The sequence below is a fragment of the Williamsia sp. Y712 genome, assembly GCF_059445525.1.
The window spans coordinates 41578-66773 of the sequence record NZ_JCAIUN010000002.1; the positions used below are offsets into that span (position 1 = coordinate 41578).

General features: G+C 63.6%; 18 protein-coding genes. 11 read left to right on the top strand and 7 right to left on the bottom strand.

Annotation, left to right across the window (positions count from 1 at the left end):
• Nucleotides 1-29: 29 nt before the first annotated feature.
• Together rox and AC1D75_RS15020 are read right to left on the bottom strand one after the other, a co-directional pair.
• Nucleotides 30-1457, bottom strand: a complete 1428-nt coding sequence (rox, locus tag AC1D75_RS15015; protein WP_495516132.1) for a rifampin monooxygenase — start codon at nucleotides 1455-1457, stop codon at nucleotides 30-32.
• A gap of 223 nt (nucleotides 1458-1680) precedes the next feature.
• Nucleotides 1681-3282, bottom strand: a complete 1602-nt coding sequence (locus AC1D75_RS15020) for an alkaline phosphatase D family protein (protein WP_495516133.1) — start codon at nucleotides 3280-3282, stop codon at nucleotides 1681-1683.
• Nucleotides 3283-3508: 226 nt separating this feature from the next.
• Here AC1D75_RS15020 and AC1D75_RS15025 point away from each other — a divergent pair, with 226 nt between their 5' ends.
• From AC1D75_RS15025 to AC1D75_RS15040, 4 genes are read left to right on the top strand one after another with little or no spacing between them, the layout of a single operon-like run.
• Complete coding sequence (locus tag AC1D75_RS15025; protein ID WP_495516134.1) at nucleotides 3509-4774, top strand: MFS transporter; 1266 nt, start codon at nucleotides 3509-3511, stop codon at nucleotides 4772-4774.
• 8 nt (nucleotides 4775-4782) lie between these two features.
• Nucleotides 4783-5160: an ArsR/SmtB family transcription factor gene (locus AC1D75_RS15030; protein WP_495516135.1), complete on the top strand. Its 378-nt coding sequence runs from the start codon at nucleotides 4783-4785 to the stop codon at nucleotides 5158-5160.
• A 46-nt stretch (nucleotides 5161-5206) separates the two neighbouring features.
• Nucleotides 5207-5656, top strand: coding sequence for a helix-turn-helix transcriptional regulator (locus tag AC1D75_RS15035; protein ID WP_482139787.1), 450 nt, complete (start codon nucleotides 5207-5209; stop codon nucleotides 5654-5656).
• A 5-nt stretch (nucleotides 5657-5661) separates the two neighbouring features.
• The gene (locus AC1D75_RS15040; protein WP_482139785.1) at nucleotides 5662-6072 is read left to right on the top strand and encodes a VOC family protein; all 411 of its coding nucleotides are present in this window, start codon (nucleotides 5662-5664) and stop codon (nucleotides 6070-6072) included.
• Between the two features lie 23 nt (nucleotides 6073-6095).
• Here AC1D75_RS15040 and AC1D75_RS15045 read toward each other — a convergent pair whose 3' ends face one another.
• Nucleotides 6096-7193, bottom strand: a complete 1098-nt coding sequence (locus AC1D75_RS15045; RefSeq protein ID WP_495516889.1) for an ATP-binding protein — start codon at nucleotides 7191-7193, stop codon at nucleotides 6096-6098.
• A gap of 157 nt (nucleotides 7194-7350) precedes the next feature.
• Here AC1D75_RS15045 and AC1D75_RS15050 point away from each other — a divergent pair, with 157 nt between their 5' ends.
• Both AC1D75_RS15050 and AC1D75_RS15055 read left to right on the top strand, forming a co-directional pair.
• On the top strand, nucleotides 7351-9738 hold the full coding sequence (locus tag AC1D75_RS15050; RefSeq protein ID WP_495516136.1) for an ATP-binding cassette domain-containing protein: 2388 nt from the start codon (nucleotides 7351-7353) through the stop codon (nucleotides 9736-9738).
• A 126-nt stretch (nucleotides 9739-9864) separates the two neighbouring features.
• A complete protein-coding gene (locus tag AC1D75_RS15055) occupies nucleotides 9865-10494 on the top strand; it encodes a class I SAM-dependent methyltransferase (RefSeq protein ID WP_495516137.1) in 630 nt (209 codons plus the stop codon).
• A 9-nt stretch (nucleotides 10495-10503) separates the two neighbouring features.
• Here the strand turns inward: AC1D75_RS15055 and AC1D75_RS15060 are convergent, their stop codons facing one another.
• Nucleotides 10504-11811, bottom strand: a complete 1308-nt coding sequence (locus AC1D75_RS15060) for a TerD family protein (RefSeq protein WP_495516138.1) — start codon at nucleotides 11809-11811, stop codon at nucleotides 10504-10506.
• Nucleotides 11812-11953: 142 nt separating this feature from the next.
• Between AC1D75_RS15060 and AC1D75_RS15065 the strand changes: the two genes are divergently transcribed.
• Nucleotides 11954-14329 (top strand): Tex family protein, encoded by a 2376-nt coding sequence (locus AC1D75_RS15065; RefSeq protein ID WP_495516139.1) that lies wholly within the window; start codon nucleotides 11954-11956, stop codon nucleotides 14327-14329.
• A gap of 15 nt (nucleotides 14330-14344) precedes the next feature.
• On the opposite strand, the gene AC1D75_RS15070 is transcribed toward AC1D75_RS15065, so the two are convergent.
• Nucleotides 14345-15142 carry an MBL fold metallo-hydrolase gene (locus tag AC1D75_RS15070; RefSeq protein WP_495516140.1) on the bottom strand — a complete coding sequence of 266 codons (798 nt, stop codon included), beginning with the start codon at nucleotides 15140-15142 and terminating at the stop codon, nucleotides 14345-14347.
• Between the two features lie 34 nt (nucleotides 15143-15176).
• Between AC1D75_RS15070 and AC1D75_RS15075 the strand changes: the two genes are divergently transcribed.
• Nucleotides 15177-17156: a phage holin family protein gene (locus tag AC1D75_RS15075; RefSeq protein ID WP_495516141.1), complete on the top strand. Its 1980-nt coding sequence runs from the start codon at nucleotides 15177-15179 to the stop codon at nucleotides 17154-17156.
• A 16-nt stretch (nucleotides 17157-17172) separates the two neighbouring features.
• Here the strand turns inward: AC1D75_RS15075 and AC1D75_RS15080 are convergent, their stop codons facing one another.
• Entirely contained in the window at nucleotides 17173-18219 is a 1047-nt protein-coding gene (locus AC1D75_RS15080) for an aldo/keto reductase (protein WP_495516142.1), read from the bottom strand.
• A gap of 164 nt (nucleotides 18220-18383) precedes the next feature.
• Here AC1D75_RS15080 and AC1D75_RS15085 point away from each other — a divergent pair, with 164 nt between their 5' ends.
• Complete coding sequence (locus AC1D75_RS15085) at nucleotides 18384-18992, top strand: TetR/AcrR family transcriptional regulator (RefSeq protein ID WP_495516143.1); 609 nt, start codon at nucleotides 18384-18386, stop codon at nucleotides 18990-18992.
• Between the two features lie 25 nt (nucleotides 18993-19017).
• The gene (locus AC1D75_RS15090) at nucleotides 19018-20178 is read left to right on the top strand and encodes an endonuclease/exonuclease/phosphatase family protein (protein ID WP_495516144.1); all 1161 of its coding nucleotides are present in this window, start codon (nucleotides 19018-19020) and stop codon (nucleotides 20176-20178) included.
• Nucleotides 20179-20283: 105 nt separating this feature from the next.
• Here AC1D75_RS15090 and AC1D75_RS15095 read toward each other — a convergent pair whose 3' ends face one another.
• Nucleotides 20284-22707, bottom strand: coding sequence for an ATP-dependent Clp protease ATP-binding subunit (locus AC1D75_RS15095; protein WP_495516145.1), 2424 nt, complete (start codon nucleotides 22705-22707; stop codon nucleotides 20284-20286).
• 160 nt (nucleotides 22708-22867) lie between these two features.
• On the opposite strand from AC1D75_RS15095, the gene AC1D75_RS15100 reads away from it, so the two are divergent.
• A complete protein-coding gene (locus AC1D75_RS15100; protein WP_495516146.1) occupies nucleotides 22868-25195 on the top strand; it encodes a galactose oxidase-like domain-containing protein in 2328 nt (775 codons plus the stop codon).
• Nucleotide 25196: the final 1 nt, after the last annotated feature.

Consider the following 25196-nt stretch of genomic DNA (forward strand, 5'->3'; position numbering starts at 1 on the left):
AAGCGGGTGTGTGAACGCGCGTCGAAGATTCAGGTCGCGGCAGCGCCAAACCATCGGGGCAGGTGATCGAGGAGATCGTGCTGATCGTCGCCGATCCAGGCCACATGACCGTCCGGTCGCAGCAATACCGCGGGCACGTCCAACTCTTCGCTTTTGTCCACGATGTGGTCGACCCGATCGGCCCAACCCACCGCCGACAGCCGGCCGGTCTGGTCGAGGAGTAGCCCGCGACCGGCATGCATCAGCCCGTAGAGGCGACCGTTTTTCAGCTCCAGGTCGCGCATACGCCGGCCGACGAGCTCATGGCCCTCACCGAAGTCGTAGCGGATCCCGATGGCAGTGATGATCTCGGTGATGAACGTGTTCGCATCGTCGAAATCCATCAGCGACGAGAACAGTTCGCGTAGCGCGAGCGCGCCGGGATCGGTTGCCATCAGCGCCATCTGGGCGCGGGTGTTCTTCAACACGGCCGCCCCCACGGGATGTCGTTCGGCTTCGTAGGTGTCGAGCAAACTGCGTGGCGCCCAACCGTTGATCTCGGCGGACAGCTTCCAGCCGAGGTTGAAGGAATCTTGGATGCCGAGGTTCAGTCCTTGCCCGCCGACCGGCGGGTGGATGTGTGCCGCGTCGCCCGCCACGAACACCCGGCCGACCCGATACCGCTCGGCCTGCCGGGTGGCGTCACTGAATCGGGACAACCATCGCGGAGAATGCACCCCGAAGTCGGTGCCTGCAGTCACCCGCAGCTGTTGTCTGAGTTCGTCCAGAGTGGTTGGAGTGGTGCGGTTCTCGGCCACCGCCGCCGCGGGTACGACGACCCGGTACAGACCGTCACCCAGCGGTCCGATGCCGAACCGCAGCTGTGTTTTACGGATTTCGGTCATCACAGCGACGAGAGTCTCTGGATCGGCCGTCAGCTCTACCTCACCCAACAGTGTGTCGACGCTGGAGTTTTCGCCCGGAAATGCCACGTCAAGTAGTTTGCGCACCGTGCTACGGCCGCCGTCGCAACCGACGACGTAACGCGAGCGCAGTGTTGTCCCGTCGGCCAATTCGACGCTCACGCCCTGATCGTCCTGTTCCAGGCCGACCAGCTCACGACCCCGCCGGATCTCGGCCTCGAGTACGGTGGCGCGCTGCGCCAGTAGTCGGTCGGTGACAGGTTGCGGTATTCCGAGTACATAGCCATGTGCGGTGTTCAGATGGTTGGGCGGTGGCTTGGCGATGCCCGCGAAGAATCCGCCGACCGGATACTTTTGGCCCGCTTCGAGAAACTGTTCCAGTACACCGCGCTGATCCAGCACTTCGATGCTGCGCGCGTGCAGGCCGAGCGCGCGGACGATCTTCGTCGGCTCTGTGTCCCTCTCCAAGACCACGGTGTGTACGCCGTGCAATCGCAGTTCGGCCGCCAACATCAAGCCGGTCGGGCCACCGCCGGCGACGATCACATCAATCATGGAATTCCCATCAGCAGAGCCATATTTCACGACTCCGCGAGTCCTGAACGCAGTGTGTTCTGGTTACGACGGGTGATTCTGCAGCACTACCGGGGTCTTGCGGCAAGACCCCGGTTGCGCTATATGTTGAAAGAGGCAGGGATCGGGAAACCGCCCTGCTTTTGTGTTTGTCAGAGCTTCTTCAGCGCGATATCCGTGCGGTCGACTGTGCTGTGTACTGGGGTTACGACGCGGTGAGCACCTTGGAGAACAGGCTGGCGCCCTGCTTGTCACGCAGATTCACCGTGAATGTCCGGTTCTCTGGGTCGATGGTCACCTCTCCGAAGTGCTGAAAGCCCTCCGCAGGAGAGATGTTTGATTCTTTGGGGGCGTGTACGAACTCGTACTGGGCACCGAATGTGCCGTCCAATGGACTTTCGGGAAACGCGCCGGCGTTGAGTGGGCCGGACACGAATTCCCAGAAGGGGGCGAAATCGGAGTATCCGGCGCGATTCGGATCGTAGGAAATTGCCGCGGTGTAGTGCACGTCGGCAGTCAGGTACACGATATTCGGGACGTTCTTGGTCTCCGACAAGATCTTCGCGAACGCGATCTCGCGACCCAACGGTGCACCTGGATCGCCCTGGGCCACCGCCTCCATCGATTTTGGTCCGTTGCCGGGGTCGGTTGCCTTATCGGGCACCACAATGGAGATGGGTAGGTCGTTGGCGACGACCTTCCACCTCGCCTTCGACGTCTTCAGCCCGTCGATGAGCCACTGGGTCTGCTTCGCGCCCAACACACCTTCTGGGCTGTTGGTACTCCAGGCATTGGGATTCGGGTCCTTGTAGCTGCGCATGTCCAGCACAAAGACGTCCAACTCGGGACCGTACGAGATCTTTCGGTACAACCGCCCGCCGACTGCCTCGCTTGGCAGCACCGGCTGCCACTCCTGCCAGGCCTGCGCGGCGAAACCGGCCAGCTTGTCCACATCGTTTTCGGTGTATCCCTTGCGGTCTTGTCCGGCCAATGATTCGCCGGGGAACCAGTTGTTCACCACTTCGTGATCGTCCCACTGCACCACCTGTGGCACGTGCGCGGCAAAACGGCGGTAGTTGTTGTCGGTCATGTTGTAGGCGTAGTTACCGCGGAAGTCGTCGAGTGTCTGTGCCACATGTGATTTCGCCGGCGAGGTGACGTTGACATAGGTTCCGCCATCACTCTGCTGCTGAGTGCCGGGCACCGGCCCGTCTGCGTAGATCGCATCACCGGAGTGGATGAAGAAGTCCGGTTCCAGATCGGCCATCGCGCCGAAAATGGTCATCCCGCCGAGGCTTTCGTTGATGCCCCAGCCCTGTCCGACAACGTCGCCAGACCAGAGGAAATGAACTGGCGCCGACTTCTGGGGGACGGTGCGGAATACGCCGGTCGCGGCCTCGGATTTCGCGCCGTCCTCGCCCTCCAAAGTGACGCGGTAGTGCACGGTTTGCCCTGGCTCGAGGCCGGTCAGCCGAATCCGGCCGGTGCCGTCGGAGGTCGGGGACAACACAGGTCCGGTGAATCGTTGTGTGTTGGCGAAGGACTCGGTCGCCGACGTCTCGACGATCATCGTCGATTGAGCGTCTGACCGTGCCCAGATCAGTGCGCCGTCAGTGCGTGGATCGCCTGATGCGATGCCGTGGGTCAGGCGTGGACGCGGTACCACCAATCCGGTCGACAGCGGCGCTGCCGACGAACCTGAGTTTCCGCAGGCGGCAAGTGCGCCTCCGGCGGGAACAAGAAGGGCGCCGATGGCGGACGCGCGGAGCAGGGTTCGGCGGTTCATCACCGGAGTTTTCTGACGCATCGCTAAAGGTTGTCTTGGGTAGGAAGCGCATGACCGAACTCCAGGCACCCGGGCAGCGAACGGGAGATTTCGGACAGATGAAGCTTGCCGGCTCAGCCGAGACTGCCCTGATCAGCCGAGACTGCTTTGCGCGTGTCAGACCCACTGTCGTCGACCCCCGATAGGTTGTATAGTTGCGCAAGTATGCACGTATTAGACACGACGAGCCCAGTTGGGATGGGGGATCGTGCTTGAAGTTCTGGCTGTGCGAACGTTCCGCAGGCTGTTCGCTGCGCAGCTTGTCGCGTTGGTGGGCACGGGGTTACTGACGGTCGCACTTGGTTTGCTCGCGTTCGACATTGCAGGTAGCGATGCAGGCGCGGTGTTGGGTACGGCGTTGGCGATCAAGATGGTTGCGTATGTTGTTGTGGCGCCGGTGATGTCGGCGGTGGTCGATAGGATTCCCCGCAAGGTCGTGTTGGTTTCTGCGGATGGCGTGCGCGCGATGATCGCGGTGCTGCTGCCGTTTGTGGATCAGGCCTGGCAGATCTATGGACTCATCTTTGTGTTGCAGGCGGCGTCGGCGACGTTCACCCCGGCATTTCAGTCGATCATTCCGTCGGTGCTTCCCGAGGAGGACGACTACACGCGGGCGTTGTCATTGTCGCGGTTGGCGTACGACCTGGAATCGTTGGCGAGTCCGGTGATCGCGGCGGGATTGTTGACGGTGATCACCTACAACTCACTGTTTGTCGGTACCGCACTCGGGTTCGTGCTGTCCGCAATATTGGTTGCCACCGCCGTTCTGCCGTGTGTGCAGCCGGCGGATCGGTCGGGACCGTTGATGCGCAGGGTTACCATCGGATCTCGAATCATGTTGGCAGATCCGGTCTTACGCTCCCTGCTTGCGCTCAACATGGTGGTTGCCTGCGCGTCGGCGATTGTTCTCGTGAACACCGTTGTCTACGTGCGTGGAATGCTCGGCGGCTCCAGCGCGGGCGTGGCCTTGGCGTTGGCCTGCTTCGGGACCGGTTCGATGGCAGCGGCCATCGGTGTGCCACTTCTGCTGCACGTGCTCGGGGTGCGCCGCGTGATGATCTGTGGCGCAGCCATTTTGCCGGTTGGCCTGGCTGTGACCGTGGTGATGCTGTACTCATCACCGCCACCCGCGGTGGGATGGACGGTGCTCGGCACGGTGTGGGTGGTGTTGGGTGTCGGAACCTCGCTGGTCAACACGCCGGCGGCGCGATTGATTCGGGATGGGTCCACGCAGCAGAACTGGGCTCAGGTATTCGCAGCCCAGTTCTCGTTGTCCCACGCGTGCTTTTTGCTGACCTACCTGATCGCGGGCTGGGTTGGATCGCAGGTGAGTCAGTCGGCGGCCGCGATCGTGTTGGCCCTGATGGCTACACTTGCCACCACTGGCGCGGCGATGATCTGGCCGGCACGTCCGGTACATCCGGCGCACAGACCGGTAGGGGACAAACAGGATGCCCGGAGTGGCGCGAAGTGAAAAGGGCGATGACTGCGATGGCAAAGAAGTCACCAGCAGTGCAGAATGCGCCGTCAAGCCTGGCGCATCCGGTCGCGCCTGATCAGGCCCGTCTGGACGCCGCGTCGAGCACCTTTCGCATGCTCTCGGATCCAACTCGTCTACATATCTTGTGGCTGCTGACCCACGGCGAGGCTGACGTCTCCGCTCTCATCGAGTCTTCTGCAGCATCGCGGACAGCTGTCAGCCAGCATCTGGCGAAGCTGCGATTGACCGGACTCGTCGACACCCGTAAGGACGGCAGGCGGGTCATCTACCGGATCCGCGATGGTCATCTGGCCCGTTTGGTGGCTGAGGGCATGAACCATGCCGATCACGTCGTCACCGGTGAACCGCCGCATGAGTAGGGCTTTGCCCTCGACCCAGAAGTGAGCGCGTGGCACGATTGGACGCGTGACCAGCGCCCCCACGCATACGCAGAAGCTGACTGATCTTGCACTGTTGCGCCGTGTGCGCGACCGCATCGACCGGGAACATGCGCAGCCATTGAACGTGGAAGAACTCGCGCGGGGTGTGAACATCTCCGCCGGCCACCTGAGTCGTGAGTTCAAGCGTGCTTACGGTGAGTCGCCCTACTCCTATCTGATGACTCGGCGCATCGAGCGTTCGATGGCGTTGCTCCGTCGCGGTGATATGAGCGTCACCGAAGTGTGCTTCGAGGTCGGCTGTTCATCGCTCGGCACATTCAGCACCCGCTTCACGGAGTTGGTCGGAGTGCCGCCGAGTGTTTATCGCCGTGAGTCGGCCGACGGGTCCGCCGGGATTCCGTCCTGTGTGGAGAAGCAGGTGACCAGACCGGTCAGGAATCGAGAAGCGCGCACCGCCGACCCACAGCTAGCGTGAAACCCATGGACATCACAATTCATTCAAGTTTCCTTCCGCACAACGATGCTGAGGCCGCGCTGGGCTTCTACCGCGACACGCTCGGCTTCGAAGTACGCAACGACGTGGGCTACAACGGGCTGCGCTGGCTCACGGTTGGCCCGGTCGGCCAGCCCGACGTGAACATCGTTCTGTCCCCGCCGGGTGCCGACCCCGGAACCACCGACGAAGAACGCCGGACCATCGAAGAGATGATGGCCAAGGGCACGTACGCAAGTCTGTTGCTGGCGACCAAGGATCTCGATGCCACCTTTGAAAAGGTGCAGGCCGGCGGCACCGAGATCGTTCAGGAACCGACCGAACAGCCATACGGGGTCCGCGACTGCGCCTTGCGTGATCCGTCGGGCAACATGGTGCGGATCCAAGAACTGCGCTGACTCCGGCAGCCCGGTCGCCCGCGTCAGCCGACGGCGGCCGGCATCGGGACCTGGACGTCGGCCCCGCCTTCCTCGGTGATGCGTGCACCCATTTGTGTGAAGGTCGGTGAGGTGATGAAACCACCCGCGAACAGTGCCTGACCTTGGCGGAACTCCGGGGATTCGGCGAGCATGTGTTCGGGCACGAACCCGAACACGTCGGCCAATTCTGCGAGATCACGCGGCGCGTTCATCCGCATCAGGCACAGGTTGTCGCACTGGGACAGCACGTTCGGGTGGATCTTCGTCGGACGCTGCGTCGATAGAAGCAGCCACAGTCCGAACTTGCGTCCTTCGGCGGCGATCTGGACCAACTGATCGATCAGTGCTTTCTCGACAGCCGATGTCGCGACCGGCGGACAGATGTTGTGCGCTTCGTCGATGACGATCAGGATCGGGCGACGTTCTTCTCGTTGTGCCCACAGCTGTTCGAGCACACTGAGTGCGGCCACTTTGGGTTCTGCCGCGTGCGAGAAGCCACCGAGGTCGAGAACGGTGGCACGGGGCCGCGAGGCGACCACGTCGGTGACCGGCACGGCACCGCGAGACCAGAGATCCCAGTCGAGCACCTGCAAATTTTCGATGCGGGTGGCGAGTCGTTGCTTGCCCTGATCGTCGGAGTTGCGTAATGCGGCCAGGAAGGTCTGCTCGTTGAAACCTGCGACGGCATCCGAATCGGCATGTAGGAGCACGTTGTATTCGTCGGCGTCCGCGATCGGATCAATCTGAAGCACCGCTGCTTTGGCCGCCAGCGACAATGCGAGGAACCGCGTTCGAAGCTGTTCTCCGTTGCGGTTGGTGGAGTGCAGAACCCGGATATCGGACTCTGAGATTTCACGGGCGATATCGGGGTCGGCGCCGTCGCGGACGTCCTGCAGGCGAGTGAAATCCGCATTCGGGTCGAGGATGAGCAGCGGTAACTCGGTGTGGAGGATCAGTTGTTCGAGAATCACGCCGAGTGCGTAGGTCTTACCTGAGCCGCTTTGTCCGCACCAGAACGTGTGCCGATTGAACTTTGCGGCCGAGATCGTCACCTCGACATCGGGGTCGTTCTTGTCGGTTCCGACCTTCATTGTCACCATTGTTGCGCCTTTCTCCAGACTCTGCGGCATCACAATATCCCGCAGGGACTTCTCGGAGATCTTCATCGGCGATGCCTGTTCGACTGAGCAAACGTCGGGCACCATGGTCGTAGCCCAGAAACGACGCTTGTCCGCAGATATGGAGACTTGACCAAACATGGCCACCAAGAAGCAGACCCAGCCGCCAGAACTGCACGTGGCCGACAGTCACGACATGATTCGGGTGCAGGGCGCCCGCGTCAACAATCTGAAAGACATCAGCGTCGAGATCCCGAAGCGCCGGCTGACGGTGTTCACCGGGGTGTCCGGCTCGGGTAAGAGTTCGCTCGTGTTCGGCACCATCGCCGCGGAGTCTCAGCGGATGATCAACGAGACCTACAGTGCGTTTGTGCAGGGGTTCATGCCCACCCTCGCGCGGCCCGAGGTCGACGTCCTCGACGGTCTGACCACCGCGATCATTGTTGATCAACAACGGATGGGTGCTGATCCGCGGTCGACGGTTGGTACGGCCACCGATGCCAACGCGATGCTGCGCATCCTCTTCAGTCGAATCGGGAAGCCGCACATCGGCTCACCCCAGGCGTTCTCGTTCAATGTCGCCTCGATTTCCGGAGCGGGCGCGGTCACCATCGAAAAGGGTGGTCGCGAGACCAAAGAGCGCCGGAGCTTTTCGATCACCGGCGGTATGTGCCCGCGATGCGAGGGCCGCGGATCGGTCTCCGACATCGATCTGACCGCGCTGTACGACGAAACCAAGTCGCTCAACGAAAGTGCCATCACGATCCCGGGTTACAGCATGGATGGCTGGTATGGCCGCATCTATCGCGGTTGCGGCTATTTCGATCCCGACAAGCCGATCAGCAAGTTCACCAAGAGGCAGTTGAACGATCTGCTCTACCGCGAGCCGACCAAGATCAAGGTCGACGGGATCAACCTCACCTATGCCGGTCTGGTCCCGCAGATCCAGAAGTCGTTCCTGTCCAAGGACGTTGACGCGATGCAGCCGCATATCCGCGCGTTTGTGGAGCGGGCCGTCACGTTCACCATCTGTCCCGACTGTGACGGCACCCGACTCAACGAAGGGGCGCGGTCGTCGAAGATCAACAAGGTCAGCATCGCTGACGCCTGTGCGATGCAGATCAGTGACCTTGCCGACTGGGTGAGTGGACTCAAAGAGCCGTCGGTGGCCCCGCTGCTGACAACCTTGCAGCGGACCCTCGACTCTTTTGTCGAGATCGGCCTCGGCTATCTCTCGCTGGACCGCTCGTCGGGCACGTTGTCCGGTGGTGAAGCCCAGCGCACCAAAATGATTCGACATCTCGGATCGTCGCTCACCGACACCACCTACGTCTTCGACGAACCATCCATCGGCCTGCACCCCCATGACATCGAGCGGATGAACACGCTGCTGCTGCGTCTGCGGGACAAGGGAAACACCGTACTGGTCGTAGAGCACAAGCCGGAGACCATCGCCATCGGTGACCACGTGATCGACCTCGGTCCGCGGGCAGGCAGCGACGGTGGCCAGGTGATGTACGAGGGAACGGTCGAGGGGTTGCGGGCCAGCGACACGATCACCGGTCATCACCTCGACGACCGGGCTTCGCTCAAGACCGAGGTGCGCGCCGGCTCCGGGATTTTGGAGGTGCGTGGTGCGTCCACCCACAACCTGCGTGATGTGGACGTCGACATCCCGCTCGGTGTGTTGGTTGTCGTCACCGGTGTGGCGGGCTCGGGCAAGAGTTCACTGATCCACGGTTCAGTGGCCGGCAACGAAGGCGTGGTCACCGTCGACCAGTCCGAGATCCGCGGCTCACGGCGCAGCAACCCGGCGACATACACCGGACTGCTCGAACCCATCCGCAAGGCGTTTGCCAAGGCCAACAACGTGAAACCGGCACTGTTCAGCGCCAACTCCGAAGGTGCCTGCCCCACCTGCAAGGGCGCCGGCGTGATCTACTCGGACCTCGCGATGATGGCCGGTGTGGCGACTCCCTGCGAAGAGTGTGAGGGCAAGCGTTTCCAGGCCGCGGTACTCGACTACCTCCTCGGTGGACGCGACATCAGCCAGGTATTGGAGATGTCGGTGGCTGAAGCCGAGGCGTTCTTCGGCGAGGGCGAGGCCAAAATACCTGCCGCACACAAGATCCTTGAGCGGCTGGTCGATGTCGGCCTGGGATACATCAAACTCGGCCAACCGCTTCCGACCCTGTCCGGTGGCGAACGGCAGCGGCTCAAGCTGGCGACCCAGATGGCAGGCAAGGGCGGCGTCTATGTGCTCGACGAGCCGACCACCGGCCTGCACCTCGCGGACGTCGAAAATCTGCTCGGTCTGCTCGACCGCCTGGTCGACTCCGGTAAGTCCGTCATCGTCATCGAGCACCATCAAGCGGTGATGGCCCACGCTGACTGGATCATCGACCTCGGTCCCGGCGCCGGTCACGATGGCGGCCAAGTCGTCTTCGAAGGCTCACCGGCGGACCTCATCGCTGATCGGTCGACGCTGACCGGCGAACACCTCGCCGCATACGTGGGAGTTGAGTGACCGGCTCCGGACCTTGGTAGCAGCTGACCGGGGTCACATGGCACTAGGGTTGTAGGGGAGTGGCAACGTCGTCCTACCGGGTCGACGTTGTTCGAGCACCGGTCTGACCCCAGGGAGTTACGTAAAGTGAGCGACGACGTGCCACGTGATCGTGTGCCGACCAAGTGGGAAGAGATCACTGCGGCTGACCCCACACATTCGACTCGGTACGCCGAGCGGTTTCGGTCGATGGCTGCCAAAGGCCAGGACATCGTGGGTGAAGCGCGGTTGATCGATGCGATGTTGGTCCGCGGCGGGCGGATCCTCGATGCAGGTTGCGGTCCGGGCCGTCTCGGTGGGCACCTGTATGCGACCGGGCATCAGGTGGTCGGGGTCGATGTCGATCCGGTGCTCATCGCGGAGGCCGAGGCGGATTATCCGGGCCCGACGTGGATTGTCGGTGATCTGGCCGAACTCGATCTGCCGGGCCAGGGGATAGCCGCAGACTTCGACGTCATCCTGTGCGCGGGCAACGTGGTCACGTTTGTTGCACCGTCAACCCGGCGCGATGTACTCAGCGGATTTGCACGGCATCTGGCTCCAAATGGCCGGGTGGTCATCGGATTCGGTGCCGGCCGGGACTACGAGTTCTCCGCCTTCTTCGCCGACGCCGAGGCGAGTGGTCTGGTGGTCGACCTGTTGATGTCCACGTGGGACCTACGTCCGTTCTCCGACAACTCCGACTTCCTGGTGGCGGTGTTCTCGAAGCCGCAGTGACGACTGTCTCTACGTGGGGCACTTCCCGCTGTACTTGTTGAGGCCAAGACCCTTGTTGGCTTTCTTGCTGCGGCCTTTGGGTCCGTCTGCCGGTGAGCGCACCCAGTTGCTCTTCGAGTCCAGGCCGGGCATCTTCTCGCTACCGATCCGGCTGTAGCGGGTCTCACCGTCGACGGTCAGAACGCCGTCCTGGACATCGATGTGGGCAACGGTCGCCCAGAACGAGTTCTTGCTGTTGCCGACGTAGACAAGGATCTCGTCGGCATCAGCGTCAGGCAGACCACCTTTGCCGGCGCGGCCGTAGCGGATCGCCACCCGTGGTCGACCGAACTTGTCGATGGCGCCACCGCCGTTGTCGACGCTTTGATAGATGTTGACGAGCAGATCACCGTTTTCATTCGGGATGACCCGAACCTGTTCTGTGGCAGGCTTATTGCCTTTACCTGGGCCCCTGCTGTCTCCATAGTGGTGCATGAACGGCCACTTCTTCAGGTTTCCCTGATGGCCTTTGTCGCCGCTGATGACGACGTAGTCGTTGGTGACCTCGTTCCGGCAGAAGAAATAAACGTCAAGGTCGCCGGTGCCGTATTTTGTGACATTGCCGTTGTCGTCGTAGGTCGCACCGCGGCCATCCCATTCCAGCCCGACGGTCAGCACCCAGTCGTTGTCGCCCTGCGACTTTCGGAGATCAATCTTCGCGATCTGACTGGGGGAGTCCTTGGTGAGAGCGACCTTCACCTTGTCGAATGAGATCGTCGACGACGATGCCGCTTGTGGCTGCGATTCGGCCGGCACGGGCGGGATGACGCCAGGCTGGGCAACCTCCGGCGTTGTGGGCTCCTCGACGTCGATGCCGTGCTCGACAGCGAGTGCAGCAAGACCTTGGCTGTAGCCCTGCCCGATGGCATCGATCCGCCAGCCGGCGCCGCGACGGTACAGCGCGACGGCCTGAAGGACGGTCTCGGTTGTCAGGTTCGGCGGAGCGAAGCGAAACTGCTGGGAGCTACCGGCAACTTCGATCGAGAGTCCCGGTACCGCGGCGAAATCGATGTTCTGGGCCTCGGTGCTGGCAGTGAGAAGAATGCGCTGGACGCCATCGGGAATCGAGCTGAGATCGACCGTGATGCTGTCGTCCGACGTCAGTGCAACGCCAAATGCCTTCGGGTTGTTGAAGAAGATGAAGTCACCATCCGAACGCACTTTGCCGTCCTCGGCGAGCAACACCGCAGCGAGATCCACCAGCCCGGATTGCCCGGTCGTGGATATGCGGACGACGTAACGATCGTCGACCAGATCTGTTCTCGAGCCCTTGGTCATCTCCAGCACAGATCAGTCCCGTTCTGTAGTAACAGTCGACGGTTCGTCGGTCTCGCCCATGTTAACGACGTGGCCATGCCACCGCTGTCGGCCATTGTCAGCCTGCTTCGGTAGGGTTCAGCGGGTGATATCGACCCCAGCTGTGAAGTCCGTGAATGCTCGTATCGCCGAAGAACTCGATGTTCGGGAAGAACAGGTGGCGGCAGCGGTAAAGCTGCTGGATGAGGGCTCGACGGTGCCGTTCATCGCCCGGTACCGCAAAGAGGCCACAGGCAGTCTGGATGACATTCAGCTCCGTACCCTGGATGAACGGCTGCGGTACCTGCGGGAGCTCGATGAGCGGCGGGCAGCAGTGCTGGCCTCGATCGAGGAGCAGGGCAAGCTCACCGACGAACTGAAGGCCGCGTTGAACGCCGCCGAGACCAAGTCGCGCGTCGAAGACATCTACCTGCCGTACAAGCCCAAGCGGCGCACCAAGGCGCAGATCGCTCGCGAGAATGGCCTGGCCCCGCTGGCCGAGCAGCTGCTGAGTGATCCGTCGCTGGTTCCTGAAGATGTCGCGGCCGGATTTGTGTCCGAGAATGTTGCGGATGCGGCAGCAGCCCTGGAGGGCGCGCGCCACATCCTGATCGAGCAGGTCTCGGAAGACGCCGAGCTCGTCGGCGCGGTGCGGGAGAAGTTCTGGAAGGAAGGGTCGCTGCGGACTGCCGCCAAGTCGGAATCGGTGGCGAATACCCCTGCGGCACAGAAGTTCCGCGACTACTTCGAATACGGCGAACCACTCGACAAGATGCCGTCGCACCGCGTGCTCGCTGTCATGCGCGGTGAGAAGGAAGAAATGCTGTCGCTGACACTCGACGGGGGTGACGACGACGGCTACCAGGCGATGGCGGCAGCGTCGCTGGGCGTGGACGTCGCGAACTCCGGCCCGGCAACGCCGTGGCTCATCGGAACCGCTCGTCTGGCCTGGCGCACCAAACTGATGATCACTGCGATGGTCGACGCCCGCGTCCGGCTGCGTCGTGCTGCTGAAGAAGATGCGGTGGCGGTGTTCGCCCGCAACCTCGGCGACCTGCTCCTGGCCGCGCCCGCCGGCGCTCGCACGACCCTGGGCCTGGACCCCGGATTCCGGACCGGTGTGAAGGTGGCGGTGGTCGACGGCACCGGCAAGGTCCTCGACACCTGCGCGATCTTCCCGCACCAGCCGCAGAACCAGTGGGACAAGTCCAAGGCGACACTGGGCGCGTTGGTGGCCCGCCACGGCATCGAACTGATCGCGGTCGGCAACGGCACAGCCTCTCGGGAAACCGACGCGCTGGCCGGTGAACTGATCGCCGAGATCGGCAAGGCCACCGGTAAAGCCCCGGCCAAGGCGATGGTCAGTGAGGCCGGCGCCTCGGTCTACTCGGCCTCGGAATACGCCTCGCATGAGTTCCCGGACATGGACGTCTCGTTGCGCGGTGCGGTCTCGATCGCCCGCCGGTTGCAGGATCCGCTGGCCGAGCTCGTGAAGATCGAGCCGAAGTCGATCGGTGTCGGGCAGTACCAGCACGACATCACCCCGGGCATCCTCGCTCGCAGCCTCAACGCGGTGGTCGAAGACGCCGTGAACGCCGTCGGTGTCGACCTCAACACCGCATCGGTGCCGCTGCTCTCGCGGGTATCCGGCGTAACGAACACGCTGGCGGAGTCCATTGTGGCTCACCGCGATGCGACCGGACCGTTCCAGAGCCGCAAGGCATTGCTCAAGGTTCCGCGCTTGGGGCCCAAGGCTTTTGAGCAGTGTGCCGGCTTCCTTCGCATCCGGGAGGGCGACGACCCCCTCGATGCGTCGGGTGTGCACCCCGAGGCGTACCCCGTGGTCCGCAAGATCCTTGATCGATCCGGTGTCACCCTCGCGGAACTGATCGGCAACGAGCGTGCGCTGCGTGCGCTGCGTCCGGCCGAGTTCGCCGATGACCGGTTCGGTGTCCCGACGGTCACCGACATTCTCGCCGAACTCGAAAAGCCCGGTCGTGACCCGCGTCCGGCGTTCACCACCGCAACATTCGCCGCGGGCGTCGAGAAGGTCGCCGACCTCAAGCCCGGCATGGTGCTCGAAGGCGTTGTCACCAACGTGGCCGCATTCGGCGCCTTCGTTGACGTGGGCGTCCACCAGGACGGACTGGTTCACGTTTCCGCGATGTCCGACAAGTTCATCTCCGACCCGCATGAAGTGGTCAAGTCCGGACAGGTCGTCCGCGTCAAGGTGATGGAGGTCGACGTCGACCGGCAGCGGATCGGGTTGTCGCTACGCCTGAACGACGAGCCCGGTGCCGGAAAGGCCAAGCCCGAGCGCGGCAGCAATCAGGGTGGAAATCAAGGCGGCAATCAGGGTGGTCAGCGCCGTGGACCGCGTCCCGATCAGCGGGGCAACCCCAAACGCGACAACAACTCCGGGCGGAAGTCGTCCACCCCGGTGCCTGCCAACGGGTCACTTGCGCAGGCGCTTCGCGACGCGGGGTTCGGGAACAAGTAGCCACACTCGCCGGGTCTACTCAGGCAGCGATCCGCCGGGCTCCAGCTCGGTCGCACGCAATCCGGTCTCGGTGGCGAGCTGTACGAACTCGCCACCGGGACCGAAGAACCGCTCGGGCCGGACCCTGCCCATCCCGACCGGCCACAACGTTCCGAAGTGAATGGGCACCACACGGTGGGCCGAGATGATCTCCGCGGCGCGCACTGCGCGTGACGGATCCATATGTCCCGCGCCCAGCGTCGGACCCCAGCCGCCGACCGGGAGCAGGGCCAGGTCGATGTCCGAAACCCAGTCGGCCAGAGCCGGATAGAGGTCGGTGTCACCGGCGAAATAGGTGCGCTTGTCGCCGGTGATCACGTAACCCAGCGCCGGCGTTGTCTGCGGCCCGCGGCGCCACCTGCGCCCGTCGTGGTCGGCGGGCACTGCCTGAATCGACAGTTCGCCGATCGATACGGCGTCACCCGGCCGCACCTCGATCAGCCGGTCGCCGACGTCGCGTAGCGCAGGCAGCGAGTCGGGAGCACCCGACGGCACCACGATCGGCACGTTCTCGGACAGGAGCCGAAGCGACGGTAGATGCGTGTGATCGGCGTGCAAGTGGGACAGCAGGACGACGTCTGGACTCTGAACCGTGAGGCCGGAGGGGACAGGGCCTCGTCGGCGGCGTAGATGTCCGACCCGTGAGGTGAGCACCGGATCGGTCATCACGGTGGTGCCGCGGTCTTCGATCACCGTGCTCGCATGCCCGAGCCAGCGCAGCGCCACGCCGACACGGTCATCGTCGTCTGCGCCCGGTGTCGCCCCCACACGCATTACGATCCCAGAGATCACGCGAAAGGGATGCCCTATGCGCACCACCGCCCGGCTGGTCGGCCTTCTCATCGAATTCGCCGTGTTGTGGCTGTCATCGGCGATCGCGATCTTGCTGCTCGATGTGGTGTTCGACGGAATCTCACTGGTTTCGGTGAACATCGGGATCCCGACGTTGTCCAAGTTGCCGTCGGCGTTGTTGGTTGCGCTGGTCTTCGGTGTGCTCAGCGCAGTGTTGTGGCCACTGTTCGTTCGGCTGATGTCGTGGGTCGGGCCAGCGGTGCTCTTCTTGTTGGTCTTCTTCGCCAGTGGCGCAATCATGCTGTTGACGCTGTACATCGTCCCGGTGGCATCGGTCGAAAGAGCCTGGGATGCAGTCTTGATGGCGACGCTGCTGTCGTTGTTCACCTCGTTTGTCGGCGGCGCGATCGCGTCCCGCTCGAATACCGCCTATCGGCTGATGCAGGTGCGCAGGCAGAGACTTCGTCGCAATCACCCGCCCGTTTCCGGCGAACCCGGACTGCTGTGTATTCAGATCGACGGCCTCGGCCACGATGTGCTGCGTCGGGCCATCGCGGACGGTGTCACCCCGGGACTGGCTGCGATGGTCAGACAGACGCACACCCTGATCCCGTGGCACACCGATTGGAGCAGTCAGACGGGGGCAAGCCAGCTCGGCATCTTGCACGGCTCGAACCACAACGTGCCCGCATTTCGTTGGTATGACAAGGCCACCGGCAAGATCGAGGTCTTCAGCAATCCGCGTGACAACGAGGACCGCGAACTCGAACGCGCCGACCACCCCGGGCTTTTGGCAATCGACGGTGCCAGTCGCGGCAACCTGTTCACCGGAGGTGCAGAAGACAATGTCCTTGTCGTGAGCCGAATGCACGGGGCGCGCCTCGGCGGTGGTGCAGGCTACTCGTCGTATTTCGCCGATCCCTCGAGCGCGTTGCGCACCCTGATCAGGATGGTCGCCGAGGTGCAACGGGAGTTGCGGCAGTCGTGGCATCAGCGTCGCGCCGACATTCGACCGCGCGTACCCCGCGGCGGCACGTATCCGCTGGTGCGAGCGTTCACAACGGTACTGGCCACGGATGTCACCGTGGCAGCGGTTGTTCGGGATCTGATCGGTGGTCGGAGCATCATCTACGCGGACCTCATCGGCTATGACGAGGTGTCACATCACTCGGGGATCTCCCGACCCGAAACGCTGAAGGTGCTGACCAAGATCGACGAGGAGGTCCGGATGCTCGTTGCCGTGCTCGATCAGGCGGATCGGCCTTACCACGTCGCCATCCTGTCCGATCATGGGCAGAGTCAGGGTGCGACCTTTCTGCAGCGCTACGGAGTGAGTCTGGAACAGCTCGTCCTGCGACTGTGCGGTGAATCAGTAGCAGTCAGCACATCTGGCGACCAGCAGGCCGGTGCCGAGGGCGCCGGGTACGCCGCGGCCAGCGTCCGCTCAGCGAAAACGCCCGAGAAGCAGGCCCCAGACGAGGGGATACCGGTGGTACTCGGGTCGGGCAATCTCGGATTGATCAGCTTCCCGGCAATATCCGGCCGTGCCGACATGGACGCCATCGACGCCGCACACCCGGGACTTCTCGATGCGTTGCGTGCACACCCCGGTATCGGATTTCTGCTTGTCGCACGGGCATCGGGCGGCTCTGTTGTCCTCGGTGCCGACGGCACGGTGGATGTCGCCACCGGCAGCGTCGAGGGCATCGACCCACTGGTGGACTTCGGGCCGGACGCACTCCAAAAGATCCGCCGGACCGACACATTCGAGAATGTCGCCGACATCATGGTCGGGGGTGCGTACTGGCCCGAGACCGACGAGGTGGCCGCATTCGAGGAGCAGGTGGGCTCACACGGCGGGATGGGTGGCCCACAGAGCAGGCCATTTCTGCTGTGTCCCAGCGTGTTGCCCGCGCCGCCCGAGAACCTGCACGGTGCCGAGGCAGTTCATGCGGTGCTCGCCGGCTGGCGGGACCAGGCAGATACCCGACGGTGACGAGAACTACTCGGGTTCAGCCTGTTTGGCCGGCACCACGCTCAGGGAGGGGACGCCGCCGCAGCGTTTTGTGTTGCAGCGCGGGAGGTACGTAGGCCTGGTCGAGCGTGCCGATATCGGTACCCGGCGGGACGATCTCGTCGATGCGGTCGAGGATGTCGTCGGAGAGCGTCACCTCGAGGCCGGCGAGAAGATCGTCGAGTTGCGTCATGGTGCGTGCTCCGATCAGCGCGCTGGTGACGCCGGGGTGGGCGATCGCGAACGCCATCGCGAGATGCGTCATCGGCAGGCCCGCCTCGGCGGACAGCGGTATGAGCGCTTCGACGGCGTCGAGGCGACGTTCATCGCTGATGGCTTTGAAGAAGCCCGCGCGGACCAGGTCGGACTGTTGGCCCTTTCGGGCGCGGCCGGTGAGCATTCCTTGCCCGAGTGGACCCCAGACGAGCACGCCCATTCCGAAGCCTTGAGCTGTCGGCAGTACCTCGGCTTCGATGCCGCGGTTGAGGATCGAGTAGGGCGGCTGTTCGGTGCGGAGCCGCTCGAGTCCTCTCTGTTCGGCCACCCACTGAGCGTCGATGATGTTGGAAACGGGGGTATTTGACGAACCGATCGCCCGGACCTTGCCGCTGCGGACCAGGTCGGTCAGTGCCGACAGGGTTTCCTCGATGTCGGTCTGCGGGTCGAGGCGATGGATTTGATACAGGTCGATGTAGTCGGTCTGCAACCGGCGCAGGGATTCCTCCACCGCGGTGATGATCCAACGTCGGGACGTTCCCTGCCGGTTGGGATCGTCGCCCATCGGTCGACCGAATTTGGTTGCCAGGACGGCGTTTTCGCGACGGCCCTTGAGTGCTTTGCCGACGACCACCTCGGATGCACCTTGCGGGGGTAACGAGTAGGCGTCCGCGGTGTCGATGAAGTTGATGCCGGCGTCGAGTGCCTTGTGAATGATGCGAACCGAGTCGTCGTGGTCGGGATTGCCCATCGATGCGCCGAGCATCAATGTGCCGAGAGCGTAGGGGCTGACCTTGATGCCGGTCCGGCCGAGGGTGCGGTACTGCATGGGATGCCTCCGATGGAGTGGGATCTGATGGCGATCGGCGGTTCGGGCGGTAGGGTTTACACCCATAAACGGAAAGCTCTTCCACAACTATATGGAATAGCCTTCCGGTATGGCAATACCTAAGCGGAATATCTTTCCGAAATAGCTGCAAGAGGGGGAGGACCATGGATACCGTGGAGTCGGACGAATCGCCGCAGCGGCCTCGTCGCAAGCGGGCCGATGCGCAGCGCAATGTCGATGCCCTGCTCGACGCCGCGAAGGCTGTCTTCGCGGCCTCTGGGGTGGACGCGCCCGCCAAGGAGATCACCGACCTGGCCGGCGTGGGCGTCGGGACGCTGTACCGGCACTTTCCGCGCCGCGCCGACCTCGTCGCGGCGGTGCTGGAACATGGGATCGACGCCTGTGTCGACGCTGCGGTGGCACTCCGCGACACATATGAGCCGACCGAGGCGCTCGCCAAGTGGGTGCTTCGGTACACCGAGTTCGTCGGGACCAAGCGCGGGCTCGCCTCGGCGCTGCATTCGGGTGACCCGGCGTTCGACTCGCTGCCCGACTACTTCATGCAGCGTCTCGAACCGGTTGTCGCATCCTTGCTCGATGCTGCGGGCGGGGAGGTCCGTTCTGATGTCAGTGCGACGACCGTGCTGCATGCAGTCGCGTTGCTGTGCCAGCCGGTCCCCGGCGAGGATCTCGCGTACAACCAACGCATGGTCTCTGTGTTCGTGGATGGTTTGCGGCCGACCGCCGATAGTCTGTCTTCCCAGAGAGGCTAATTGGTAGCAAGGGGAGGGCGGCGGCATGGCGCTTTCGGTGGATCAGAACGTCCATGCGGTCAAGGACTGCCCGATGGCGATCGGGGCGGCACTGCCCGCGCTGGCCGAACCTGCTCATATTCGCAGTGCAATCGACAGCGTTGGAACACGATTGCGTGATCAGGCGCCTTTTGTTGCCGGCGGCTCGGGTATTGGTGCGGCCGTTGGTGCGTCGACGGGTCTCGGGATGGGTCGGGGTCTGTTGTTCGGCGCCACGACGGGTGCCTTGTTCGGGATGCGCGTGGGTCGCGTCCGTCTGCGCTCAGCGGTGGGATCAGGTGCGGTGCCGGCGATGACGCCCGTCGCGACCGAGACGTTGCGAGTCATGGAGTTCAACGTGCATGGCGGGATGGGTGCACCCGGAAAGTTCTTCGCCACCGCGGCCAAACTCGATCTCCTCGCCGAGACGATCAAACGGGAACGACCCGACATCCTCCTCCTGCAGGAACTCGACAACTATGCGGTGCGGTCGAATTTCGTCGACACGCTGGGCGCGCTCGTCAAGCGTCTGAGGCCCACCGGGGCCGTGATGACCGCGGCGATCGACAAGGTCAACGGGCGACGAGAAGGTACCGGCGTCATGACGTTCAACGGTGTCACAATCACCGATGCGCGAGGTCTGCGAATAGGAGATGCGCTCGGCGACAACACCGCCCGCCGTTTCCGGGCAACCGCTGATGCCTGGGCCGCGGTGGTGAGCGCAAAGCTGGGCCAGACCTGGCTACCGTTCGGGGGTATGAAGGAATACCAGCCGCGGGTGGCCACCGATGCGATGGTGCGCACCGTGGGCGGCAACAGTATCCGGGTGCTGTCGGGGCATTTCAGTCCACCGCAGCATGGGATCGACGAGCCGAAACGTCAAGTCGATCCGGTGGTGGCAACGATCGGCGCGTGGCAGGGGCCGACGATATTCGGCGCCGACTTCAACATCCGCGACGGATCACCCGAGTTTGCTCGGGAACATGAGGTATTCGCCGCGGCCGGCATGACCGAATCGACCGCCGGGGCACCACCCAACAGCGATCGGGTGTACGCGTCGGGCCACTTCTCGGCCGCGGATCCACGCAAGTTGGTGACCCCGCAGGCGGTGACGCGAGCAAGTGATCACGATCCGGTCGTAGTCGAGCTGACGCTCCGGGCCGACTGACCCAGAAAATCTGCTCCACATACAACGATCGCTCCACCTGCAGCGCACTGCAAGTGGAGCGGATCGTGTTATGTGGAGCGGATCGGAGGGGTTACCTGGATCAGGTCAGCTGACGGTCAGTTCCAGCTCACCGTCGTTGACCTCCACCGAGACCTTGCCGCCGTCGATGAGGACCTCGTCGAGCAGCAGGTCGGCGATGCGATCGTCGACCTCCCGCTGGATCGAACGCCGCAACGGGCGCGCACCGAACTCGGGCTGATGCCCGTGCTCGGCAATCCAATCGACCGCAGCATCGGTGAAGTCGATCTCGATGCCCTTGGCGCCGAGCCGTTTCCGGCTGTCCTCCAGCAGCAGATCGGTGATCTGGTGCAGCTGTTCCTCGTCGAGCTTGCGGAAGATGACGATCTCATCGATCCGGTTGAGGAACTCCGGCCGCATCGATTCACGCAGCCGCCCCATGATCCGGTCGCGAATCGGCTTCTCCGAGGCCTCGGTGTCACCGGAATTGAATCCGAGTCCACCGGACTTGCTCGAGATGATGTCCGACCCGAGGTTGCTGGTCATGATCAACACGGTGTTCTTGAAGTCGACGGTGCGGCCCTGACTGTCGGTCAGGCGTCCGTCGTCGAGAACCTGGAGCAGCGTGTTGAAGATGTCCGGGTGGGCCTTCTCGATCTCGTCGAGCAGGATCACCGAATACGGATTGCGACGGACCTGCTCGGTGAGCTGCCCGGCTTCGCCGTATCCGACGTAGCCCGGAGGCGCCCCGATGAGCCGGCTGACGGTGTGACGCTCGCCGTACTCGCTCATGTCCAGTCGAAGCATCTTCGACTCGTCTCCGAACAGCGAGGCAGACAACGCCTTTGCCAGCTCGGTTTTGCCGACGCCGGTGGGTCCGAGGAACAGGAAGCTGCCGACCGGACGATCGGGATCACTCATTCCCGTCCGGTTACGACGCACCGCCCGGGCGATCGCCTTGACAGCGTCGTCCTGCCCGACGACCCGCTCGTGCAGTTCGTCTTCGAGCCGGCGGAGCCGTTCCTTCTCCTGCTCGGTCATCTGAGCTGCCGGAATTCCGGTGGCCCGCGACACCACATCCGCGATGTCCTCGGCGGTCACGTCGAGCACAACTGCCGGCTTGTCGCTGCCGCCGTCGAGACGCGCCTGAAGCCGGGCGGTCTGGTCTCGAAGCTGAGAAGCCTTCTCGTAATCTTCGTCCGCCACCGCCTTTTCTTTCGCGGATTCGATTGCAGCGAGCTGCTTGCGAATCGCCTCGCTGTCACCACTGGGTGTGGTCAGCTGCATGCGGGCACCGGCCTGGTCGATCAGGTCGATTGCCTTGTCCGGCAGGAACCGATCGCCGATGTAGCGTGCAGACAACTCGACCGCGGCAGTGATCGCCTCGTCGGAGTAGCGCACACCGTGGTGCTCCTCATACCGGCCACGTAGACCGGTGAGGATCTCGATGGCATCGGCGATGCTGGGTTCGGGAACCGTCACGGGCTGGAACCGGCGTTCGAGCGCCGGATCCTTCTCGATGTTCTTTCGGTACTCGTCGAGTGTGGTGGCACCGACGATGTGCAGTTCACCGCGAGCCAGCTTGGGCTTGAGGATGTTTCCGGCATCCATCGAACCGTCGGCTCCGGCACCTGCGCCTGCGATGGTGTGAACCTCGTCGATGAAAACGATCAATTCGTCGGAGTGTGCGACGATCTCGTCGATCACGCCGTTGAGTCGTTCCTCGAAGTCGCCGCGGTACCGCGTACCCGACACCATGCTCGAGAGATCGAGTTGGACGATCCGTTTGCCGACCAACCGGTCGGGGACGTCACCGTCCACGATTCGCTGGGCGAGACCTTCCACGATCGCGGTCTTGCCGACACCGGCCTCGCCGACCAGCACCGGGTTGTTCTTGGTGCGCCGAGACAGGATCTCGATGGTCTGCTGGATTTCGTCGGCGCGTCCGATCACCGGGTCAACGCCGCCCGAACGTGCGCGTTCGGTCAGGTCGAAACCGTATTTGTCGAGACCTGGGGTGGCGCTGTCAGCGGTTTCGGTCGCTGCTGAACCGCCCTGTACGGCGGACTGCAGGCGTTCGGGGGTGACCCCGGCAGATGCCAGGAGTCGTCCCGCCGCACGATCCTGATCCCCGGCGAGTGCCAGGAACAGGTGCTCCGGATCGATGAAGGCCGATCCAAAGGCCTGGGCAAGCTGATGTGCCTCGAAGACCGCGGTCCTCACTGCGGCGCTCAGGGTGGTGGTGCCGACACCTGTCGCGGGACCGTGGTTCGGCAAACCCTTGTCGACGGCGGCGATGACGGTTGCAGGTGCAGCGCCCGCACGCTCCATGAAGCTGCGGACCGGTTCCTGATCGGCCATGACCCGCAGGATGTGAAGGGCGTCGAGCTCGGTGTCGCCGCGACCCGCGGCAAACTTGGCCGCGTCTGCAACGAGGGCCTGGGTGGATTTGCTCATCAATCGGCTGATGTCGATGCGGCGCGGGCCTTCGGGCCCGAAGAATGCTGCCATTCGGAAGCCTCCCTTAAAGAGTTGAGTGCATACGACTCAATTAACATGAGCGTGGTCCGATCAATTCCCGTACGCGGGTGCCATTCAGCTGAACGACATGATGTGCGTCACAGTCCGCCTAAACTTCGAGGAACGCGCATCGCTGTCGAGGGGGCTCGTCATGGCCGGAGTTGCAGTACCCGTTCCAGGGTGGTTCTCACCCATCAATCAGGACTGTGGGGTCGCGGTCGGTGATGTCGACGGCGACGGCACAGACGACGTCGTCGTCTTGTTGGTCGACAACCCGCCGGGCCAGAACGGGGCCTCATATCGAGTCGGCCATGCCGTTGCCGGTGATGGCACCGCGACCAACTGGAGTCCTTGGCATGCGATCCCGGACTGGTTTGGTTGGGAGAATCAGGGCGCGTCCATAGCGCTCGCGGACCTCGACGGCTCAGGACAACTGGATCTGGTTGTACTGGTCGTCGACAACCCCGCCGGGCAGAACCAGGGCTACCTGAAAATCGGTCGGAACCTCGCGCCCGATGGTGCAGTCGCCGGCGGCTGGACGGGATGGCAGCAGATCCCGGATTGGTTTGGTTGGGAGAACCAGGGCGCGGACATCGCGTTGACCATGCTGGACGGGGCGCACGCGATCGTGGTGCTCGTCGTCGACAATCCGAACGGTCAGAACAGTGGTCAGTTCCGCGTCGGGCGGGGCCTGCGTGCGGACGGCACGCTCGCCGGCGGCTGGGGCGACTGGATCGGGGTGCCTGATTGGTACGGCTGGGAAAACCAGGGCGCCGGCCTCGCGGTGGCCGATCTCGACGGCGACGGTCGTCCGGAGTTGATCGTGCTGGCCGTCGACAACCCGAACGGGCCCAATACCGGGCAGGTCACCGTCGGGTGGGGTTTGACCGCCTCCGGGCACTGCGTCGACGGATGGAGTGTGTGGGATGAGCTGCCCGACTGGGGTTTCGACGACAATCAGGGTGCCTCCCTGGCGTTGTTGCCACATCCCGGAGCGCGGCCGGAGCTGGCGGTGCTCACCGTCGCCGGACCTACGGGCACCGGGTCGCTGCGCATCGCCCCACTGGTCCTGGACATCGACGAGGGCCATCACCACGGCGCGTGGCGGATCCTGGACTTCGGCACCGAGATCAACCCGGTACACGCGGCATTGCTGCACACCGGAGACGTCCTGTTCTTCGCAGGCTCCGGCAACGACGAGATCGCCCATGCCGCACACGCATTCCGCACCAGGCTGTGGCACTACCCGGCCCCTGATCTCGATGCCCCTGGCACCCCGATCGACCTGTTCTGCGCCGGGCAATGCGCGCTGCCGGACGGGCGGATCCTCGCTGCGGGTGGCACCGAGCGCTATGACCCGTTCTACGGACTGACCGACGCGCTGATATTCGATCCGGCGGCCGGGCAGTGGGTGCGGACGGCCGATATGGAGTTCGGACGGTGGTACCCGGCGCTGGTGACCCTGCCGGATGGACGTGCACTCTCGGTGTCAGGGCTCGGCGACAACCACCTGTCGGTGATTCCCGAGGTCTACGACCCGGCGACAGGCACGTGGTCGACGCTGCCGAACCCGGGGCCGATACCGATGTACGCGAATCTGGTGGTGCTCATCGGCGGCAAGATCTTCTATACCGGCGCCCAATACGGCGGCAACAACGGGATGCGGCCGAGTGTGTGGGATCCGGCAACCGGGCATGTCACAGAGGTGCAGGGCTTGCTGGACCCAGGTCTGCGCAACCAGGCGTCCAGCGTCCTGCTGCCGCCCGCCCAGGATCAAAAGGTGATGATCGTCGGTGGCGGCGGATTCGATATGCACAGTCCCGCACCAGCTCTGGCCGATACGCGCATTGCGGATCTGTCGGAGGCAGAGCCGAAGTACATCGCTGGGCCGCCGCTCATGCATGCCCGGATGCACGTCTGTGCGGTGTTGTTGCCCGACCGGTCGGTACTCGCGACGGGCGGTTCGGGGATGGAGGAGATGGCACACGACGCGCCGCCTTTTGCCGAACTCTTGAAGTCGGGAGCGGGTGCGTGGGAGCACACGGCCACCTCGCGGGTTCCGCGGCTGTACCACTCGGTGGCCTTGCTTGCCCCGGACGGGAAAGTCATCACGGCGGGGTCGAATCCGCAGCGCCGCACCGTGGAGACGCGTATCGAGATGTTCTTGCCGCCGTATCTCTTCCACGCCGAGCGGCCCGCATTCGATCTTGCGCTCGATCATGTCGACTACGGCGACACGCTCACCGTGACAGTGCAGGGGCAGCGGGCATCGCGGGAATTCTCGCTGATGCGGCCGGGGGCGACAACGCACTCGTCAGACAACGAACAACGCCTCGTCGACATCCCGTTCACCGGAGCGGCGACCGCGACGCTGCAGTTGCCAAGTGATCCGTCGCTCGTTCCACCGGGCTGGTACCTGTTGTATGTGGTTGACACCCATGGCGTTCCGTCGATCGGGAGATGGCTGAACATCTCCTGAC

Excerpts from the sequence above, each read along its gene's own strand:
- AC1D75_RS15085 (WP_495516143.1), top strand. The coding sequence starts at position 18,384 with ATGGATACCGTGGAGTCGGACGAATCGCCGCAGCGGCCTCGTCGCAAG.
- AC1D75_RS15070 (WP_495516140.1), bottom strand. The coding sequence starts at position 15,142 with ATGCGTGTGGGGGCGACACCGGGCGCAGACGACGATGACCGTGTCGGC.
- AC1D75_RS15030 (WP_495516135.1), top strand. The coding sequence starts at position 4,783 with ATGACTGCGATGGCAAAGAAGTCACCAGCAGTGCAGAATGCGCCGTCA.
- rox (WP_495516132.1), bottom strand. The coding sequence starts at position 1,457 with ATGATTGATGTGATCGTCGCCGGCGGTGGCCCGACCGGCTTGATGTTG.
- AC1D75_RS15060 (WP_495516138.1), bottom strand. The coding sequence starts at position 11,811 with ATGACCAAGGGCTCGAGAACAGATCTGGTCGACGATCGTTACGTCGTC.
- AC1D75_RS15020 (WP_495516133.1), bottom strand. The coding sequence starts at position 3,282 with ATGCGTCAGAAAACTCCGGTGATGAACCGCCGAACCCTGCTCCGCGCG.
- AC1D75_RS15075 (WP_495516141.1), top strand. The coding sequence starts at position 15,177 with ATGCGCACCACCGCCCGGCTGGTCGGCCTTCTCATCGAATTCGCCGTG.
- AC1D75_RS15050 (WP_495516136.1), top strand. The coding sequence starts at position 7,351 with ATGGCCACCAAGAAGCAGACCCAGCCGCCAGAACTGCACGTGGCCGAC.
- AC1D75_RS15080 (WP_495516142.1), bottom strand. The coding sequence starts at position 18,219 with ATGCAGTACCGCACCCTCGGCCGGACCGGCATCAAGGTCAGCCCCTAC.
- AC1D75_RS15100 (WP_495516146.1), top strand. The coding sequence starts at position 22,868 with ATGGCCGGAGTTGCAGTACCCGTTCCAGGGTGGTTCTCACCCATCAAT.
- AC1D75_RS15045 (WP_495516889.1), bottom strand. The coding sequence starts at position 7,193 with ATGGTGACAATGAAGGTCGGAACCGACAAGAACGACCCCGATGTCGAG.
- AC1D75_RS15090 (WP_495516144.1), top strand. The coding sequence starts at position 19,018 with ATGGCGCTTTCGGTGGATCAGAACGTCCATGCGGTCAAGGACTGCCCG.
- AC1D75_RS15095 (WP_495516145.1), bottom strand. The coding sequence starts at position 22,707 with ATGGCAGCATTCTTCGGGCCCGAAGGCCCGCGCCGCATCGACATCAGC.
- AC1D75_RS15040 (WP_482139785.1), top strand. The coding sequence starts at position 5,662 with ATGGACATCACAATTCATTCAAGTTTCCTTCCGCACAACGATGCTGAG.